Source organism: Mycobacterium kiyosense, assembly GCA_021654635.1.
GTDB classification, from domain to species: domain Bacteria; phylum Actinomycetota; class Actinomycetes; order Mycobacteriales; family Mycobacteriaceae; genus Mycobacterium; species Mycobacterium kiyosense.
Window position 1 is genome coordinate 5,791,956 of the sequence record AP025179.1, and the last position, 19,081, is coordinate 5,811,036.

The window sequence follows — 19,081 nt, forward strand, 5'->3', positions numbered from 1 at the left end:
TCACAAGCCGGCGAAGCGCTCCTTGACCTGCTCGGCGGTCAGCCCGTAGTCGGCCAGCGAGTACTTGTGTTTCGGCGCGCGCTCACCCTGCTGGCTCTCGGAGTGGCTGGCTTCCATGGCCTTTCGCGCCTCGTCGGTCAGCGTCAACCCGAAGTGGCGGTAGATGTCGGCCACCGTGCCGAGCGGGTCGGCGACCAGGTCCTGGTAGTCGACGTCGTAGAACTGCGCCGAGTCGTAGTTGGCGCGGGCGGTGTTGAACCGCTCCAGCCCGCGCGACCAGGTGTCCATCGAGTCGGTACCGATCTGCTCCGGGGTGAACGCCTTCGACCAGCCTTCGGCGGTGTGCTGGGCCAGCGAGCACATCGAGGCCATGATCGTCTCCACCGGCCGGTGGGTCTGAATCACCAGTGCGTCAGGGTAAGTCGCCATCAGCGCATCCAGCGCGAACAGGTGGCTGGGGTTCTTGAGCACCCAGCGCTTGTCGGTGTCGTTCATCCCGATCAGCTGTAGGTTGCGGCGATGCCGTTGGTAGGACGGCGTCCAATCCTGCTCAGATAGCCACTTCGCGTAGCTCGGCACGTGCGCCAGCGTCTCGTAGGACACCGAGTGCACCGACTGGCGCAGCAACTGCCAGCACTCCTCGAGCTCGTAGGCGGCCATGAAGTGCAGACCGGTGTAGCCGGGGTTGTCGGCGTGGTGCTGGTTGAACTGGTCATCGAGCCTGCGGTACAACGGGTTCGAGTCCCAGGTTTCGCGCGGCGGTCGCGGCTGCGGGAACTCGGCCAGCCACATGTGCAGGCCTTGGGCCGCCGGGTCGGCGCCCAGCAGCCGGTGCAGCACGGTCGTCCCGGTGCGCACCAGGCCCGTCACGAAGATCGGCCGCTGGATCGGTACGTCGGCGTACGCCGGGTGCTGCTTCCACGCGGATTCGGACAGCAGCCGGGCCACCAGCGCGCCGCGCAGGAAGAACCGATTCATCTTGCTGCCCAACACTGTCAGGTCGGCCTCGCGCCGATAGGCGTCCAGCAGGACGCCGAGCGCTTCCCGGTAGTTGTCGTCGTCGGTGCCGAAATCGTCCAGCCCGGTCAGCTTGGTCGCCGACGCGTGCAGTTCTTCGACGGTGCCGACGTCAGTGCGTTCGGGGCTCATCAGGCGTGGTACTCCCCGCAGTTGACGTCCAGGGTCTGCCCGGTGATGCCGCTGGACAGATCGCTGGCCATGAACAGGATCGCCGAAGCCACCTCGTCTTCGGTGGGCAGCCGCTTGAGGTCGGAGTTGGCCGCGGTGGCCTGGTAGATCTGCTCGGCGGTGGTGCCGTACTTGCCGGCCTGGTGATTGAAGTAGCCCTGCAACGTGTCACCCCAGATATAGCCGGGCGCAACGGAATTGACCCGGATGCCCTGCTCGCCGAGCTCGGTGGCCAGGGACTGCGACATGGCCAGCAGCGCCGACTTGGCCATCTTGTAGGCGCCGTACTTGGCTTGCGAGTGTCTGATCACCATCGAGTTGACGTTGACCACCGAGCCGTGCGTCTGCGCCAATACCGGGGTGAAGCCCTGGATCAGCCGCAGCGCGCCCAGCGCGCTGAGCTCGATGGCGTCCCGGATGTGCTGGAAGGTGGTGCCGGCCAACGGTTTCATCGACGGCACCCGGAAGGCGTTGTTGATCAGCACGTCGATTTTGCCGAACGCCTCCAAGGCGGCGTCGACGAGGTTGTTCACCTGGTCGTCGTCGGTGATGTCGGTGGGCACCGGCACCGCTTTGCGGCCCAGATCGACGACCTGCTTGGCGACGTCGTCCAGGCGGTCGGCGCTGCGCGCCGCCAGCACCAGGTCGGCGCCTTCGGTCGCGCACCGGCGCGCCAAGGTGGTGCCCAGGCCGGGACCCACCCCGCTGATCACCACCACCTTGCCGTCGAGCAGCTTCGTCATCCCAGCATCCTTGCCGCAATTTGGATCTGGCGCAGCGCAATTCGCGCCCGCCAGTCGTCGTCGGAGATCTTGTTGTGGTCGAAGTACGGCAGCGCCGCGGGCACCGCGTCGATGTCCACCAGTTCGACGGTGGGGCCGTCGGCCTCGGTGAGCTGCCGGGACACCCGTTGCCAGCGGAACTGTAGAAAACCACGTCGATGACCCAGTGTCTCAACCCAATTGGTCACGCCCGGGTTCTGGTCGCTGACGACGATGCGCGCCTTGCCATCCGGATCCGGCTGTGCCTGGGTGTTGTTCAGCGACGTCTGGTGGTTGATGTAGTCCAGCGAGATGTACCACAGGCTGCCCAGCTGGAAGCCGAGGTAGGGCGCATCGCTGACCGGCACCGTGATCACCAGCGCCTGGTCCGGGCGCAGGTCGAAGTGACCCACCGAGGAGTACTGCGTCGCCAGCCCACCCGGGGTGAGCCGCGGCGGCACCATCGTGTTGACCGGGAGGTCTAGGTAGAACCACTGCGGGAACTGCAGCCAGGTCTTGACCCGGTTGATCAATTGCTTTCCGGCTGTGACATAACGTTTTTCGATCGTCGCGCGGGTCAGCGGCGGCGGCGCGGTGCCGGCGGTGTCCAACCGTTGGATGGTCAGCGTGCCGCGCCGGGCGGACCAGTCGCCGTACACCTCGCGCATCACCAGTTGCCCCGGAGCGGTCGGCCGGAAGCGCCACTCGAAGCTGCCGTCGGGGGCGATGTCGAGTTCGCGGTCGTCGAACGCGGCCTGGCTGGCCGGCACGTTGTCGTCGGTGTACTCGCCGCCGAGCAGTTGGAAGCTCAGGTCGGTGGTGGTGCCGCGCACTCCCCGGACCACGTAATCGCGGTCGGCGTGCACGCGGGTGCCGAAGTAGAGGGTGTCGGGGTTGTCCAGGCCCATTTTGGTGAACGGCCCGGTGCCCGACTGCAGGAAAGGGTGGTCGCGGTCGTAGTCGAACGCCAGATGGATGCAGGCGGACACGCAGCCGGCCAGGTACTGCAGCCCTTCCAATAGGTCGGCTTCGGTCTCGATGAATGGAGCTGCGGCCACCAATTTCTCGGCTTCCGCGATTGCGGCGGTCAAGGGCTCGGAGACGCGTGGGTCGGACACGACATCGACGCTAGAACGTGTTCCTGTTTTGAGTCAACCGCTAACATTTCCGCGCGTCGTAGGCGCGGCCTCGGGACGAAGCCCGCTCACCTCACGGCATGCAGGTGTTGGCCCCGTCGACCAGCGTGTGCCGCACGTCGGGGTGCTGATTCAGGAAGTCGACCACGGAAAGGCCGTTGTTCGCGGCGCGCGCGGTGATCGTAGCCTTCACGTCCGGGTGGCGGTCCAAGTAGGCCATCGCCTCTTGGATAGCAGTTTGCCCAACGGTGGTGCACGGGGGTGCGGCATTGGACACGGGCGCGGCGATCACTGCCGTAGCAGCAACACCGGCCAGCAGCGCGGCAATACTCGGGATCTTGATCATCAATAGAGGTTACTGCGACGTCAGGTATTTATATATCGCTATTTTGCTGGGCCGCTATTCTGCTCGCGCCGGGCTGCGATCGCAGCGCAATTCACGACGTGCATTCGTTGGCCAGGGTGATCAGCGCCTGCCGGACATCCGGGTGCCGGTTGAGGTAGTCGATCACGTTGGTGCCCGACCCTGCCTTGGCTTGCAGTTGTGCCTTCACGTCGGGATGGCGGTCCAGGTAGCCCTGGACCTGTTGGGACGCGGTCTGGCCGAACGTGGTGTTGCACGGTTCGGCGCCGGCGACCGGCAACGCGATGGTCATCGCTGCGACTGCGCTCAGCATGCCGCCGACAACCAGGCCGGCAGTCCTCGAAATCGCCATCGGAATACCCCTTCTACCGGTGCAAGCTGCTGGTATTTCGAGGCTACGCGCGCCGAAGCCGGCATCGCTGTGAGCGGTCTGGCCTCACCGGGAAACCGCGTCAGCCGGCCGCCGAACTCACCTGGGGGTTGCGCCGCTTTCCTGCTCGCGTTTGATCTCCAGCGCAATGTCGATGAGTTGGTCTTCCTGACCGCCGATCAGCTTGCGCTGCCCGGCCCGGTGCAGCAACTGGTGGGCCGGTACGCCGTAGCGCTCCGACTGGCGCACGGCGTGCTTGAGGAAGCTGGAGTAGACGCCCGAGTAGCCCATGATCAGCGCGTTGCGGTCCAGCAGGCATTCGGCCGGCATGGCCGGGCGCACCACATCCTCGGCGGCATCGGCGATGTCGAAGAAGTCGATGCCGGTCTTGACGCCGATCTTGTCGAACACCCCGATCAGCGCCTCGACGGGCGCGTTGCCGGCCCCGGCGCCGAACCGGCGCACGCTGCCGTCGATCTGCTTGGCGCCGGCGCGGACCGCCTCCACCGAGTTGGCTACCCCGAGTCCGAGGTTCTCGTGTCCGTGGAAGCCCACCTGGGCGTCGTCGCCGAGCTCGGCGACCAGCGCCGACACCCGGTCGGCGACGCCGTCGAGCACCAAGGCACCCGCCGAGTCGACGACGTAGACGCACTGACAGCCGGCGTCGGCCATGATGCGCGCCTGGGCGGCCAGCTTCTCCGGCGGGATGGTGTGCGACATCATCAGGAAGCCGACGGTCTCCAGACCGAGTTCGCGGGCCAGCCCGAAGTGCTGGATGGAGACGTCGGCCTCGGTGCAGTGGGTGGCGATGCGGCAGATCGATCCACCGTTGTCCTGGGCCTCTTTGATGTCTTCCTTGGTGCCGACCCCGGGCAGCATCAGGAAGGCGATCTTGGCCTCGGTCGCGGTCTCGGCGGCCAGCTTGATCAGTTCCTGCTCGGGGGTCTTGGAGAAGCCGTAGTTGAAGCTGGAGCCGCCCAGGCCGTCGCCGTGCGTCACCTCGATCACCGGCACCCCGGCGGCGTCCAGCGCCGTGACGATCGCCCGCACCTCGTCCTTGGTGAACTGGTGCCGCTTGTGGTGCGACCCGTCCCGCAACGACGTGTCGGTGATCCGGATGTCCCAGGCCGCGTCGAAGAAGATGTCGGTACTCATGCCTGCGCGCCTCCCGTCACGGCCAGTGTCTCCTTGGCGATCTCCTCGCCCACCTTGGTGGCGGCCGCGGTCATGATGTCCAGGTTCCCCGCGTAGGGCGGCAGGTAGTCCCCGGCGCCTTCCACCTCGACGAACGTCGTCACCAGGTGGTTACCGCCGTTGACCACCGAGGGCTCGTCGAACTGCGGCTCGTTGAGCAGCCGGTAGCCGGGCACATATGTCTGAACCTCGGCCACCACCTCTTTGATGGACTTGGCGATCGCGTCGTGGTCGGCGTCCTCGGGGATGGCGCAGAAGATGGTGTCGCGCATGATCATCGGCGGGTCGGCCGGGTTGAGGATGATGATCGCTTTGCCGCGGGCGGCACCGCCGATGGTTTGTACGCCGCGCGACGTGGTCTTGGTGAACTCGTCGATGTTGGCGCGGGTACCCGGCCCCGCCGAGACCGAGGCGACGGAGGCGACGATCTCCGCGTACGGCACCTGCACCACGCGGCTCACCGCGTAGACGATCGGGATGGTGGCTTGGCCACCGCAGGTGATCATGTTGACGTTCGGGGCGTCGAGGTGTTCGCGCAGGTTCGCCGGCGGGATCACCGCCGGACCCACCGCGGCCGGGGTCAGGTCGATGGCGCGGATGCCCGCCGCCTCGTACTTGGGTGCGGCGTCGCGGTGCACGTAGGCGCTGGTCGCCTCGAACACCAGGTCGGGCTTCTCGGACTGCTCCAGCAGCCAGTCGGCGCCCTTGTGGCTGGTCTCCAACCCGAGCTTGCGGGCCCGCGCTAGGCCTTCGCTGTCCGGGTCGATGCCCACCATCCAGCGCGGCTCCAGCCAGTCCGAGCGCAGCAGCTTGTAGAGCAGGTCGGTGCTGATGTTGCCCGACCCGACGATGGCCACAGATGCCTTAACCGGCATGAGATCGCTCCTCTTATTCGAATTATTCGAATGACAGCCGGACCGGACCCAGGCCCGCGAAGTCCGCGACGAACTCGTCGCCGGCATGCACGTCGACCGCGAAGGTGCACGATCCGGGTAATACGATGTCACCTTTTTTCAACCGCACCCCGAAGCTTTCCACCTTGCGGGACAGCCAGGCCACCGCGGTCGCCGGATTCCCCAGCACCGCGTCGCTGCGGCCCTCGGCGATCAGCTCGCCATTGCGGGTCAGCTTCGCGTCGATCGCGGTGACGTCGATGTCGGCCGGCGCCACCCGTGCCGCGCCCAGCACGAAGCCTGCCGAGGAAGCGTTGTCGGCGATGGTGTCGCACAGCGCGATCTTCCAGTCCCTGATGCGGGTGTCGATCAACTCGATCGACGGGACCACGGCCTCGGTCGCGGCCAGCACGTCGGCTTCGGTGCAGCCCGCGCCGGGCAGGTCGTCGCCCAGGATGAATCCCACCTCGACCTCGACCCGGGGCAGCAGGTAGCGGGCCGTCTTGACTGGGACGTCCTCGAACACCTGCATCTCGTCGAGCAAATGCCCGTAGTCCGGCTCGTCGACGCCCATCATCTGCTGCATCACCTTCGACGACAGACCCACCTTGTGCCCCACCACGCGGGCGCCCTCGGCCACCCGTTGCCGGATGTTGATCAGCTGGATCTCGTAGGCGTCGACGACGTCGATCTCGGGGTGGAGGGACGTCAACGGGGCGATGCCGGTCCGGTTGCGCTCGGCCTCCGCCAGGTCGGCAGCCAGCTCGTCGCGGGTCGCAACATCGAGCATTTACCGAATTCCCTTCGCGCTTGTGACCGGGCCAGTAGCGCCCGACCGGGGCAATTCTATAACGTGTTCTACATGACAGCACAGGAGTACGACGTCGTCGTGGTTGGCAGCGGCGCCGCCGGCATGGTGGCTGCTCTCACCGCAGCGCACCGCGGCCTCTCGACAGTAGTCATCGAGAAGGCCGCACACTTCGGCGGCTCCACCGCCCGCTCGGGCGGCGGCGTCTGGATTCCCAACAACGAGGTCCTGCAGCGGGCCGGGGTCAAGGACACACCCGAAGCGGCGCGCAGGTACCTGCACGGCATCATCGGCGACGTCGTGGAGCCGGAGCGCATCGACACCTATCTGCAGCGCGGACCGGAGATGCTGTCCTTCGTCCTCGAGCACACACCGTTGAAGATGTGCTGGGTGCCGCGCTACTCCGACTACTACCCGGAGGCGCCGGGCGGCCGGGCCGAGGGCCGGTCCATCGAGCCGAAACCGTTCAACGCCCGCAAGCTGGGCCCCGACGAGGCGGGGCTGGAGCCTGCCTACGGCAAGGTGCCGCTCAATGTCGTTGTGATGCAGCAAGACTACGTGCGGCTCAACTTGTTGAAGCGACACCCGCGGGGAGTGCTGCGCAGCCTGAAGGTCGGCGCCCGCACCATGTGGGCCAAGTCGACCGGCAAGAACCTGGTCGGCATGGGCCGTGCGCTGATCGCTCCGTTGCGAATCGGGCTGCAGCGCGTCGGTGTTCCGGTGGTGCTCAACACCGCCCTGACCGACCTCTATGTCGAGGACGGCGTGGTGCGCGGAGTTTACGTGCGCGATTCTGGATCGGCCGAGTCTGACGAGCCGCGGCTGATCCGGGCCCGGCGCGGGGTCATCCTGGCCTCGGGCGGATTCGAGCGCAACGAGCAGATGCGGGTGAAGTACCAGCGCGCACCCATCACCGCCGACTGGACCGTCGGCGCGCAGGCCAACACCGGCGACGGCATCGTGGCCGGCGAAAAGCTGGGCGCCGCATTGGAATTCATGGAAGACGCCTGGTGGATCCCCACAGTGCCGCTGGTCGGTGCGCCGTGGATCGCTCTGTCCGAGCGCAACTCACCCGGCGCGATCATGGTCAACATGTCCGGCAAGCGGTTCATGAACGAATCGCTGCCCTACGTCGAAGCCGGTCACAAGATGTACGGCGGCGAGCACGGCCAGGGCCCCGGGCCAGCCGAGAACATTCCGGCCTGGCTGGTGTTCGACCAGCAATACCGCGACCGCTACATTTTCGCCGGACTGCAACCGGGGCAACGTATTCCGCGCAAGTGGCTGGAGTCCGGCGTCATCATCACGGCCGACACCATCGAGGAGCTGGCCACCAAAGCCGGCCTGCCGGTCGACGAATTCACCCGGACCGTCGCGCGGTTCAACGGCTTCGCCCGCTCCGGCGTGGACGAGGACTTCCACCGCGGCGAGAGCGCCTACGACAAGTACTACGGCGACCCGACCAACAAGCCCAACCCGAACCTCGGTGAGATCAGCCACGCACCGTACTATGCGGCCAAGATGGTCCCCGGTGACCTGGGCACCAAGGGCGGCATCCGCACCGACGTGCACGCGCGTGCCCTGCGCGACGACGGCAGCGTCATCGAAGGTCTTTACGCCGCAGGCAATGTCAGCGCGCCGGTGATGGGCCACACTTACCCGGGGCCGGGCGGCACCATCGGTCCGGCCATGACCTTCGGTTACTTGGCAGCGCTGCACATCGCGGGAGAGAACTGACATGCCGATCGACGTCGACGTCGCGCTGGCCGCCGAGTTGGAGCCCATCGAATTCTCTTGGACCAGTAGCGATATCCAGCTGTATCACCTGGGTCTGGGTGCCGGCGCGGATCCGATGGACCCGCGCGAGCTGCGCTATCTGGTCGACGACACCCCGCAGGTGCTGCCGACCTTCGGCAACGTGGCGGCCAGCTTTCACATGACGGCGCCGCCGACCGTCCAGTTCCCCGGCATCGACATCGAGTTGGCCAAAGTGCTGCATGCCTCCGAGCGAGTGGAAGTGCCTGCGCCGCTGCCCCCTTCGGGCTCAGCCAATGCAGTTACCCGGTTCACCGACATCTGGGACAAGGGCAAGGCCGCGGTGATCTGGAGCGAGACGACGGTTACCGACCCGTCCGGTGAGCTGCTGTGGACGCAGAAGCGGTCGATCTTTGCCCGCGGCGAAGGCGGATTCGGCGGCGATCGCGGCCCGTCGGGGTCTGATGCCGCGCCGGACCGGGCCCCGGATCTGGAGCTGTCAGTGCCGCTGCTGCCGCAGCAGGCGCTGTTGTATCGCCTGTGCGGCGACCGCAACCCGCTGCACTCGGATCCCGAATTCGCTGCTGCAGCAGGTTTTCCCAGGCCGATTCTGCACGGTCTATGCACCTACGGCATGACCTGCAAAGCGATCGTCGACGCGTTGCTGGACGGCGACGCCGCCGCCGTCCAGGCCTACGGCGCCCGCTTCGCGGGTGTGGCGTTCCCCGGCGAGACGCTGCAGGTCAACGTCTGGAAGGAGTCCGGCCGATTCCTGGCCGGGGTCGTCGCGCCGGCACGCGACAATGCAGTGGTGCTCTCCGGCGTCGAGCTGGTGCCGGCCTAGCCGCAGTTCGCCCCGGCCGACCCCGGTCCCATCTCGCCGGTACCCCTTTCCCGTTCCCCTTTCCATTCTCTTCTCGCCGAGCGTCACCCCAGCGCAACACTCGACACCGACCGTCACGCCAGCGCAACACCCCGCAACCGGTCGGTGCACCCCCAACCACCCCCCTCGCCCAACATCACCCCAGCGCAACACTCGACACCGACCGTCACGCCAGCGCAACAGCCCGCAACCGGTCGGTACACCCCCAACCACCCCACCTCGCCCAGCATCACCCCAGCGCAACACTCGACACCGACCGTCACGCCAGCGCAACAGCCCGCAACCGGTCGGTACACCCCAACCAGCCCACCTCGCCCGACATCACCCCAGCGCAACACTCGACACCGACCGTCACGCCAGCGCAACACCCCGCAACCGGTCGGTACACCCCCAACCACCCCACCTCGCCCAACATCACCCCAGCGCAACACTCGACACCGACCGTCACGCCAGCGCAACACCCCGCAACCGGTCGGTGCAGCCACAGCTGGCCCGCGCGGCAGCGACCCGCCGAATGATGACGGCCGGCCGATCCCCCGCCACGACCCGGACCACAATCCAGCCGCATCGCTGAATCTTTTCTTGCCGCTGGATATCCCACGTGTACCGCCACCTGTTGGTTCGATGTTGTTCACCGTCGTATTCGACGGCAACCTGCACGTTTTCCCATCCCATATCCAGGTGGGCGAACTCGTCTCCGAGTCCGTCACTCACGGCGATCTGCGTCTGTGGACGCGGGAAACCGGCCCGGATCAGCAGCAGTCGTAGCAAAGTTTCCTTCGGCGATTGCGAACCACCATCGGCCAGGTCGAAAGCGATCCGCGCGTTGCGGATCCCACGCCGGCCGCTATAGCGCCCGGCCAGTGCCTCGACCTCACTGATCTTCACGTCGACAGATGCCAGCAAGGCGTCGATTGCAACGACCGCGTCGTCCGTCGGATACCAGCAGCCCAAGTCGAGGACTGTTCGCGCCGGAATCGTCACCGGCATCCCGTCGATCCGGGCGATCTCGTCGGCTTCGATGTGATCGCCACGAACCTGTAAGCCCGGCAACGAGTTTCGGTTGGTGTGCAGTATCTCCAAGGGCGCGTCGGGCGCAACCCATTCGGCACCGTGCACCGCGCTGGCAGTCAAGCCGGCAACGGTGCCCCGCCGTCGTGACCACAGCCACACCGCTCTGGCCCTGAGCTCGGGCGTCATCTCGACGTACGGGCCGACGTACACGTCACGAAGTAACTTCTTGTACCGCGCCCGCAGCTCGGTCTTGGTGACGTCCCCATTGGCAACGGCTTCGCTGCCGATAAATGGCTGTGACATGGGGTAGGAGAGTTTCACGGTCGCGGCCAGTGGGCACTTTAGCGGTGGTGAACAGTCCACAAACCCCCATGAAGCAGCACGCCGGCTTGACGTGCGGGGAGAAACCCGTGCGGCGAGATGCCCCCACCGGGTGTCACGCTGGCGTGACGCCCGGCGACACAAGTCACGCCAGCGTGACGTTCGGCGCGAAGACCGGCGGCGCGAAGACCGGCGGCGCGAAGGCGGTCGACGCGGAAACGGACGGACAACCTGCGGCTTTCGGGGGGAATCGGCCCAGCACCGGTAAGGTGGGCCGACTGGTCTGCGCTGACCGACCTATGCCTGGCGAAGCGCCGCTGAACCGCGCTAATCAAACAAAAAACGGAAAGTTGTTGCGATGCCCGAAAAGCAATCAAATACTGAGCAACTGAAGCCGCATTTCGACGATGTTCAGGCACATTACGACCTTTCCGACGAATTCTTCCGGATCTTCCTCGATCCGTCGCAGACCTACAGCTGCGCTTACTTCGAGCGCGACGACATGTCACTCGAGGAAGCCCAGCTAGCCAAGATCGACCTCTCGCTGGGCAAGCTCGGCTTGGAGCCCGGTATGACGTTGCTGGACATCGGCTGTGGCTGGGGCGCCACCCCTCGCGCGGGCGCTCGACCGCTATGACGTGAACGTGGTGGGTTTGACACTGAGCCGCAATCAGCAAGCGCACACCCAGCGGTTGCTCGAGGAGCATCCCAGTTCACGTAGCAAGCGGGTGTTGCTGCAGGGCTGGGAGCGGTTCGACGAGAGCGTGGATCGCATCGTCTCGATCGGGGCGTTCGAGCACTTCGGCCGTGACCGCTACACCGACTTCTTCAAGATGGCCTACGCGGCGCTTCCCGATGACGGCGTGATGCTGTTGCACACGATCATCCAGCCCAGCGGGGAAGAGTTCAGCGAGCGTGAACTGCCCGTCACCATGACCAAGCTGCGGTTCATCAAGTTCATCATGGAAGAGATATTCCCTGGTGGCGATCTGCCGGCCGCGCAAGCCGTGGTGGACCATGCGGAGGCCGCCGGGTTCTCGGTAAAGCGAGTGCAGCAGTTGCGCATGCACTACGCACGCACCCTGGACATCTGGGCCGCCACTCTGGAGTCTCGTCGCGACGAGGCCATCGCCGTGCAGTCCGAGGAGGTTTACGACCGGTACATGAAGTACCTGACCGGTTGCGCCGACCTGTTCCGTGAGGGCTACACGGATATCGCCCAGTTCACTCTCGCCAAGGACTAACCGGCCCCGACTCCCGTTGGTCGACCGACGGCCCGCACCGAACGCGTTTCCCGTGCATATTTCGGACAGTAGCGGGTCAGGTCCTCCCACCGCGTGATACGGTACTGCATGTTGCATAAGCCGTTATGCCACCCGCGCCGGCGGCACGAGGTGACCAGGAGGCCGCGTCATGAACACGCTGGAGCAATATCGCCGGAACTGGCCACGGGTGGGTGCGGTGATCGGCATGGCCGCCGGCGGCGCACTCGCGTTGGCCTCCCGCGGCCGGATGACGAATCTGCGCGCGCTCTCGGCATTTAACGGCATCGCGCTACTCGCGCACCAGTATGAGGAGTACGAAGACCCGGGCTACTTCCCCCGGACAGTTCAACCGCGGACTGTTCAACAGCGACCAGCCCCGGAACTATCCGCTGAACACCCAGACCGCGATGTGCATCAACACCGCCGTTGCCTACCCGTTCTACGCGCTGCCCGTGTTGTTCCCCAAAGTGAAGTGGCTGGGCATTGGACCGGTGCTGTTCGGAATGGCGCAAGCGGTCGGACACGGCGTCGTCTTCCCGGTGCTTTCGCGATCCAGGTACAGCCCCGGCTTCTTGGCATCGATCTTCTTGCACACCCCCATCGGCTTGGCCTACTTCGCCGCACTGAAGGCGGAAGATCCTGTGGCAAAGGCTGATTGGGCTAAGGGCATCGCCTATACGGTGAGCGTCGCGGCGCTCGGGGTGGCGGCTCCCAACGTGCTGGCCAGGAACAGGCACAGCCCCTACGCCTTCACGGAAAAACAAATGGGCCGGTTCGCCGTCCCAGCCGTCGGCGTTGCCGACTGAAGCGATGAACGTCGCCAATTACGAGCCCCCCCCGGGCCGGCTTCGCCAGGAACACCACCCACGGGCCACCAGCTTGATGCATTGAAAACGTCAAGGACACAGCGGTTCTCGTTGTTACGCAAACTCGGTCGACGCTGGGTGCTGGTAGTCACCGTGGTAGTCGTCGCGCTGGCCGGCTTCACGGTATATCGCCTACACGGCATCTTCGCGTCCCAAGACGTGACGTCGACACCTAAAGGCATCAGCGACGACTCGGCTCCGTTCAACCCCAAGCACGTGGTCATCGAGGTTTTCGGTCCGCCCGACACACAGGCAACCATCACTTATCTCGACGTGGACGCCCAGCCTCAGCGCGCCGACGCCGTGATGCTGCCGTGGTCTTACGATACGACCACCACCCAACCGGCGGTGTTCGTCTCCGTCTCCGCTCAGGGCAACCGCGACTGGATCGGCTGCCGGATCAAGATCGACAACGACGTCAAGGACGAGAGAAGGGTGAACACCTTGCACGCCTTCACCTACTGCCTGGACAAGTCCGGATGAGCACTCAGAGCGGCTCGCGACAACATTCGGTCCCGAATTTCATCCGCCGGTTCGCCGTCCTGATCGCATTCTTCTGGATCGCGGTGGCCATGGTCACGAATGTCTTTGTGCCGCAGCTGGAGAAGGTCGCCCAGGCGCATAACGTGTCGCTGAGTCCGCACGACGCGCCATCGCTGCAAGCCAGCAAACGCATCGGCAAGGTCTTCGGAGAGTTCGACTCCGACAGCGCGGCGATGATCGTGCTGGAAGGAGATCGGCCGCTGGGCGCCGAGGCACACCACTACTACGACGGCTTGGTCGACCAGCTCACCCGAGACACCAAGCATGTCCAGCACATTCAGAATTTCTGGGGGGGACCCACTGACCGCCGCCGGCTCGCAGAGTTCCGACGGCAAGGCGGCATTGGTGCAGGTGTACCTCGCCGGTAATCAGGGCGAGTCGTTGGCCAACCAATCCGTCGATTCGGTGCGCAACATCGTCGACCACTCCACACCGCCGCCGGGTGTCAAAGCTTATGTCACCGGTCCCGCGCCGCTGGTCACCGACCAGTTCGAAGTAGGCGGCAAGGGGACGCTCAAGACCACACTGATCACCATCGGGGTGATCCTGGTGATGCTGATCTGGATCTACCGGCGGGTCAGCACCGCGGCGCTGGTGCTTTTTCACTGTCATGATCGAGTTGACCGCATCGCGCGGAGTCGTCGCGGTGCTGGCCAACGCCGGCATCATCGAACTCTCGACGTACTCGACCAATCTGTTGACGCTGCTCGTCATCGCCGCCGGCACCGATTACGCGATCTTCATCCTCGGCCGCTTTCACGAGGCGAGATACGCCGGGCAGGACCGGGTTTCGGCATTCGAGACGATGTACCACGGGACCGCCCACATCATCCTGGGCTCCGGCCTGACGATCGCGGGCGCAGTGTTCTGTCTGACTTTCACGCGGCTGCCGTATTTCCAGAGCCTCGGCATCCCCGCGGCATCCGGGGTCCTCATCGCGGTGCTCGCAGCCCTGACCCTGGCACCCGCCATGCTGATCATCGGACGGCATTTCGGTTTGCTCGAGCCCAACCGCCAGATGAACACGCAGCGGTGGCGGCGGATCGGCACGTCCATCGTGCGCTGGCCCGGCCCCATCCTGCTGGTCACGCTCGCCATCGCCCTCATCGGTCTGCTCGCCCTGCCGGGCTTTAAGACGAGCTACGACGTCCGCCCCTACATGCCGGCCAACGCCCCGGCCAATGTCGGTTATGCCGCTGCCGAGCGCCACTTTTCGCAAGCGCGGCTCAATCCCGAACTGCTGATGATCGAAGCCGACCACGACCTGCGCAACTCCACCAGCATGATCCTGCTCGAGCGGGTCGCCAAGGCGATCTTCCATACCGACGGCATCGCGGAGGTGCAATCGATCACCCGTCCATTGGGTACACCGCTGGATCACACCTCGATCCCGTTCCAGATCAGCGCGGGCAGCGCGTCGCAGATCAATAACCTCCCGTTTCAGCAGTCCCAGACGTCGGATCTGCTCAAGCAGGTCGCGGTGATCAACAACTCGATCGACATTCTGCGGCAGCAGTATGCGCTGCAGCAGCAGTCCAGCGCCGTCACCGACGAGCAGGCGAAGGCATTTCAGCGCACGGTTGCCATCGCCCAGGATCTGCGCGACAAGATCGCTAATTTCGACGACTTCTTCCGGCCGATCCGCAGCTATTTCTATTGGGAGAAACACTGTTACGACATACCGATCTGCGCCACGCTGCGGTCGTTGTTCGATGCCCTCGACGGTATCGACGCGCTGACCGACGAACTGAGCAGCGTCTCGAGCAGCATTGCGAAATTGGATGCGCTGCAACCGAAGCTGCTCGCGCTGATACCGCCGCAGATCGCGAGCCAGGAAACCAACCGCGACCTGACGATGTCGAATTACGCCACCTCCTCGGGGCTGAACAATCAAGCGGCAGAGGCATTGCAGAACGCCACCGCCCTCGGTCAGGCTTATGACGCGTCGAAAACCGACGATTCGTTTTATCTACCGCCGGAAGCGTTCACCAACCCCGAATTCCAGCGCGGCCTGAAGTTGTTCCTGTCGCCGGACGGTAAGGCCGCCCGGATGATCATCACCCATGACGGCGATCCGGCTACGCCCCAAGGCATTTCGCACATCGCCGCGATCAGGCACGCTGCGCAGGAGGCCGTCAAGGGCACCCCGCTGGCCGGATCCAAAATCTACCTCGCCGGCACCGCCGCCACCTACAAGGACATCCAGGACGGCGCCAAATACGACCTCATGATCGCCGGAATCGCTGCGCTCAGCCTCATTCTGCTGGTGATGATGGCCATCACCCGCAGCGTCGTCGCCGCGCTGGTCATCGTAGGCACCGTGGCCCTGTCGCTGGGTGCGTCGTTCGGACTTTCCGTGCTGATTTGGCAGGATATCCTCGGCATCCAGCTGTACTGGATTGTGTTGGCGCTGGCCGTGATCCTGCTGTTGGCGGTCGGTTCTGACTACAATCTGTTGCTGATCTCGCGGTTCAAGGAGGAGATCGGTGCCGGCCTGAAGACCGGCATCATCCGGTCGATGGGCGGCTCCGGCGCAGTGGTGACGTCGGCCGGTCTGGTGTTCGCGGCCACCATGGCTTCTTTCATATTCGCAGACCTGCGCATCCTTGGGCAGATCGGAACCACGATCGCTCTCGGCCTGCTGTTCGATACGCTGATCGTGCGCTCGTTCATGACGCCCTCCATTGCCGCGCTGGTCGGCCGATGGTTCTGGTGGCCGCTCAAGGTGCGCCCGCGCCCCGCCAGTCAGATGCTGCAGCCCTACGGATCACGCCAGGCGGTCCGCCAATTACTGCTGTGGGAGGACGACGATCCGGTGGCGCCCGGGTCGCTGCCACGGTCGTCGCCCACCGCCGGCAGCACGCACACCTGAGATACGAAAGCAAAGGAACAAGCAGCATGGTTTCCGGACCCTGGGGGTTCCTCACCGTCGTCGCGGCGGTGTCCGCGGTGGCCTGCGCCGCATGCGTGTTCGTCTACATCGGGCGGCTGGAGAATCGAACGCCGGCACCGCTGGGCGAGAAAGTGGGCGCCCACAAGGCCGTGCTGGCCAAACTGCGCAAACGGGAACCGCTGACCCAGGACGAATTCGACTACGCGAAGGAACTGGTGGCCGACGCCCGATCACCGCTGGCCTATGCGGTACCCGCCACCTTGTTCTCCGCCGGATTCTTCTACATCGTCGGCTGTCTGTTCGAGCTAGAGATGTACGGCGGAAACCCCTCGTTTCGAACGTTCATCGGGCTACTCCCGATGTTGGGCTCCTTCAACATATTCGCTCAGCTGCGCCGAGTCGCGCGACTGCACAAGCGGCTCGAGGGTGTCGAGATCGTCGCCGATGACCAGACCGACGACGCCGATGTCGCGCAGAGCAAGCGCTGACCGGGCCGCCATCGTGGTCGACCATCCCCCCCGTGCCCCCGGAGTTGATCGAGGCCGCGGTGCGGGCCGCCGAAGTCCTGAACCGCGACATCGCCGAGGTTCCGGTCAGTGCCATTGCCGCCGAGGCCGGCATCTCCCGCAGCACGTTGCTGCGCAGACTCGGCGGATCACGTAGCCCGCTGGATGCCGCAGTTCGCGCCGCCGGCATCGATCCTGGTGGCCGGCCGCCGGTACGCCTGCGGGCACTGACCGCTGCAGCGGCCCTGATCAGTGAGAACGGCTTGGCGGCAGCCACACTCGAGGCGATCGCCGAACGCGCGGACTGCTCGGTGTTCAGCTTGCACGCCGCATTCGGGGGGGCGTGACGAGCTCATGCGCGCGGTGTTCGATCAATTCAGTCCCATTCGCGACATCGAGGAGTTCCTGGCCCGGGCGCAGGGTGATTTCGACGCCACGGTGCACGGCTTCTACCGCACCGTGGCCAACGCGCTCAACCGTGAACCCCGCGTCACACCAGCGGTGTTCGCCGAGGCGTTCTCGCGGCCGACGAGTACCGCGGTGCAGTCGCTGGCCCGCTATGCGGTACCTCGGATGTTCGGCACGCTCGGGGTGTGGTTCGAGGCCGAGATCCGCGCGGGACGCATCCGCGATCAGCCGGTAATCGTGCTGACCCAAAACCTTCTGGGACCGATCCTGATCCACATGCTGATGCGTCCCGCCTTCCCCGATGTTCCCGGGCTCGCCCTGCCGGACGTCGACGACGTCTGTGATGCCTTCGCCGCCAACTTCATTCGCGCGGTGGCGACGCCGGAGCACCGGAAGCCCACGTGACCGCCGAGAAAGTTGCACTGTCTGCAAGGTTTTCGCCGCGATGGCGGGGATCAACCGCCCGGCGTAGGTACCGCCCGGTGGCCGATTCACGAATATGTTGCCGTTGGCGATTGCCTCGTCTCGCCGCCGCTCGATAATCTCGGGTGCGATGACTTTCGCAACGGTACCTCAGCACCTCGGAACCGGTTCCGGGATCACACCGGTTCGGCTCCACCACCCAACACAACGGCGGCCAGCATGGCAGCGCTGAGAACGGGTGAGGGCTTTCCCGACGTCGTCGTCACCGCGGTGGCATCGACCACGTCGATCGCCCCGGACGCCGAGGAGACCTGGCAGCAGCTGCCTGCAGGGGCGCAGCGGGATCCGGGAGCTCGACAAGCCGTTCGTCGCGGAGTTCCACTCGCCGGTTCGGATCGGCGGCGCGCTGCGGGAGAACTTCGACGAGCATCTGAGCCGGATCGAACTGCGCCGATTCGCATTCATGCAGAAGATGGCCGCTGTGCTGGGCCGGCGGGTGTGGGAGCAGGCCGGGTCGCCCGAAGTCGACGTCAACCGGCTGATGGTGTCGGTCGGCCTGGGCCTGGGCAGCACCGAAGACATCCCCTACTGGTACGACATCTGGAAGGTCAAGGGCCTGCGCGCGGTCACGCCGCTGTCGGTGCAGAAGTACATGCCCAACGCGCCCGCCGCCGCGATCGGGCTGGACCGCAAGGCCAAGGCGGGTGTGGTGTCGCCGGTGATGGCCGACGCGTCGGGCACGGCGGCGATAGCGCAGGCCTGGCAGCACATCGTCCTGGGCGAGGCCGACATCGCGATCTGCGGCGGCATCGAGACCGTGGTCGAGGCCGTCCCGGTCGCCGCGTTCTGGCGGCTGGGCATCCTGTCCACCAACAACGACGACCCGCCGGGCGCCTGCCGCCCGTTCGACGCGCAGCGCGACGGGATGGTGTTCGGCGAGGGCGGCGCGCTGCTGGTCATCGAGACCGAGGAGCACGCCAAGGCGCGGGGCGCGCCGATCCTGGCCCGGCTGATGGGCGCGGCCGTCACCTCGGATGGATACGACATCGTGCAGCCCAACCCGACAGGCGAGCGGGCCGGGCACGCGATCATCCGCGCGGTCGAGCTGGCCGGGTTGACGCCGGCCGACATCGATCATGTCAACGCGCATGCCGCCGGCACCACCTTCGGCGACGTGGCCGAGGCGCGCGCCATTCGCCGGGCGCTGGGCGACCACGCGCCGGCGGTGTACGCGCCGAAGGCGGCGCTGGGTAACTCGCTGGGAGCCGCCGGCGCCATCGAGGCGGTGCTGACCGTGCAGGCGCTGCGCGACGGAATAATTCCGCCCACACTGAATCTCAGCGAGCCCGACCCCGAGATCGACCTCGACATCGTCGCCGGTGCGCCCCGCCGCGGGAACTACCGCTACGCCGTCACGGAGTCGTTCGGCCTCGGCGGCAACAACGCCGCGGTGGTGTTCGGCGCCGCCTGACCGCGCCCAAAGCCGGGGA

At 65.7% G+C, this 19,081-nt stretch carries 15 protein-coding genes and 4 pseudogenes; 10 read left to right on the plus strand and 9 right to left on the minus strand.

Going from position 1 to position 19,081, the window contains the following annotated elements; all coding sequences use genetic code 11:
• From L6444_RS27225 to L6444_RS27260, 8 genes are all read right to left on the minus strand, one after another.
• Entirely contained in the window at positions 1–1,149 is a 1,149-nt protein-coding gene (locus L6444_RS27225; RefSeq protein WP_236978379.1) for a sulfotransferase family protein, read from the minus strand.
• Entirely contained in the window at positions 1,149–1,931 is a 783-nt protein-coding gene (locus L6444_RS27230; RefSeq protein ID WP_236978380.1) for an SDR family oxidoreductase, read from the minus strand. Before L6444_RS27230 ends, L6444_RS27225 begins: the two co-directional genes overlap by 1 nt.
• Positions 1,928–3,067: a hypothetical protein gene (locus L6444_RS27235; RefSeq protein ID WP_236978382.1), complete on the minus strand. Its 1,140-nt coding sequence runs from the start codon at positions 3,065–3,067 to the stop codon at positions 1,928–1,930. Before L6444_RS27235 ends, L6444_RS27230 begins: the two co-directional genes overlap by 4 nt.
• A gap of 91 nt (positions 3,068–3,158) precedes the next feature.
• Positions 3,159–3,431, minus strand: a complete 273-nt coding sequence (locus L6444_RS27240; protein ID WP_236978383.1) for a hypothetical protein — start codon at positions 3,429–3,431, stop codon at positions 3,159–3,161.
• Positions 3,432–3,522: 91 nt separating this feature from the next.
• Positions 3,523–3,801 (minus strand): hypothetical protein, encoded by a 279-nt coding sequence (locus tag L6444_RS27245; RefSeq protein WP_236978385.1) that lies wholly within the window; start codon positions 3,799–3,801, stop codon positions 3,523–3,525.
• 117 nt (positions 3,802–3,918) lie between these two features.
• Positions 3,919–4,974 carry a 4-hydroxy-2-oxovalerate aldolase gene (dmpG, locus tag L6444_RS27250; RefSeq protein ID WP_236978388.1) on the minus strand — a complete coding sequence of 352 codons (1,056 nt, stop codon included), beginning with the start codon at positions 4,972–4,974 and terminating at the stop codon, positions 3,919–3,921.
• Positions 4,971–5,888 carry an acetaldehyde dehydrogenase (acetylating) gene (locus tag L6444_RS27255; RefSeq protein WP_236978389.1) on the minus strand — a complete coding sequence of 306 codons (918 nt, stop codon included), beginning with the start codon at positions 5,886–5,888 and terminating at the stop codon, positions 4,971–4,973. The genes dmpG and L6444_RS27255 overlap by 4 nt, the downstream gene beginning before the upstream one ends.
• Positions 5,889–5,910: 22 nt before the next feature.
• A complete protein-coding gene (locus L6444_RS27260) occupies positions 5,911–6,696 on the minus strand; it encodes a 2-keto-4-pentenoate hydratase (protein ID WP_236978391.1) in 786 nt (261 codons plus the stop codon).
• Positions 6,697–6,768: 72 nt separating this feature from the next.
• Here L6444_RS27260 and kstD point away from each other — a divergent pair, with 72 nt between their 5' ends.
• Positions 6,769–8,451 carry a 3-oxosteroid 1-dehydrogenase gene (gene kstD / locus L6444_RS27265; RefSeq protein WP_236978393.1) on the plus strand — a complete coding sequence of 561 codons (1,683 nt, stop codon included), beginning with the start codon at positions 6,769–6,771 and terminating at the stop codon, positions 8,449–8,451.
• A 1-nt stretch (position 8,452) separates the two neighbouring features.
• Complete coding sequence (locus tag L6444_RS27270; protein WP_236978395.1) at positions 8,453–9,313, plus strand: MaoC/PaaZ C-terminal domain-containing protein; 861 nt, start codon at positions 8,453–8,455, stop codon at positions 9,311–9,313.
• 483 nt (positions 9,314–9,796) lie between these two features.
• Here L6444_RS27270 and L6444_RS27275 read toward each other — a convergent pair whose 3' ends face one another.
• Positions 9,797–10,669, minus strand: coding sequence for a hypothetical protein (locus L6444_RS27275; RefSeq protein WP_236978403.1), 873 nt, complete (start codon positions 10,667–10,669; stop codon positions 9,797–9,799).
• A 376-nt stretch (positions 10,670–11,045) separates the two neighbouring features.
• On the opposite strand from L6444_RS27275, the pseudogene L6444_RS27280 reads away from it, so the two are divergent.
• The 8 genes and pseudogenes from L6444_RS27280 (at position 11,046) to L6444_RS27315 (ending at position 19,062) form a co-directional block, all read left to right on the plus strand.
• Positions 11,046–11,931: pseudogene (locus L6444_RS27280) on the plus strand (cyclopropane mycolic acid synthase family methyltransferase).
• Between the two features lie 326 nt (positions 11,932–12,257).
• The gene (locus L6444_RS27285; protein ID WP_236978404.1) at positions 12,258–12,758 is read left to right on the plus strand and encodes an HXXEE domain-containing protein; all 501 of its coding nucleotides are present in this window, start codon (positions 12,258–12,260) and stop codon (positions 12,756–12,758) included.
• Positions 12,759–12,896: 138 nt separating this feature from the next.
• The gene (locus L6444_RS27290; RefSeq protein ID WP_236978405.1) at positions 12,897–13,301 is read left to right on the plus strand and encodes an MmpS family transport accessory protein; all 405 of its coding nucleotides are present in this window, start codon (positions 12,897–12,899) and stop codon (positions 13,299–13,301) included.
• A gap of 89 nt (positions 13,302–13,390) precedes the next feature.
• Positions 13,391–13,901 (plus strand): annotated as a pseudogene (locus tag L6444_RS30875) (MMPL family transporter); the annotation flags it as partial.
• Between the two features lie 70 nt (positions 13,902–13,971).
• Entirely contained in the window at positions 13,972–16,233 is a 2,262-nt protein-coding gene (locus L6444_RS27295; RefSeq protein WP_459551883.1) for an RND family transporter, read from the plus strand.
• 26 nt (positions 16,234–16,259) lie between these two features.
• Positions 16,260–16,742: a hypothetical protein gene (locus L6444_RS27300; RefSeq protein ID WP_236978406.1), complete on the plus strand. Its 483-nt coding sequence runs from the start codon at positions 16,260–16,262 to the stop codon at positions 16,740–16,742.
• 32 nt (positions 16,743–16,774) lie between these two features.
• Positions 16,775–17,573, plus strand: a pseudogene (locus L6444_RS30880) (TetR/AcrR family transcriptional regulator).
• Between the two features lie 237 nt (positions 17,574–17,810).
• A pseudogene (locus tag L6444_RS27315) lies at positions 17,811–19,062 on the plus strand (KasA/KasB family beta-ketoacyl-ACP synthase).
• Positions 19,063–19,081 lie beyond the last annotated feature (19 nt).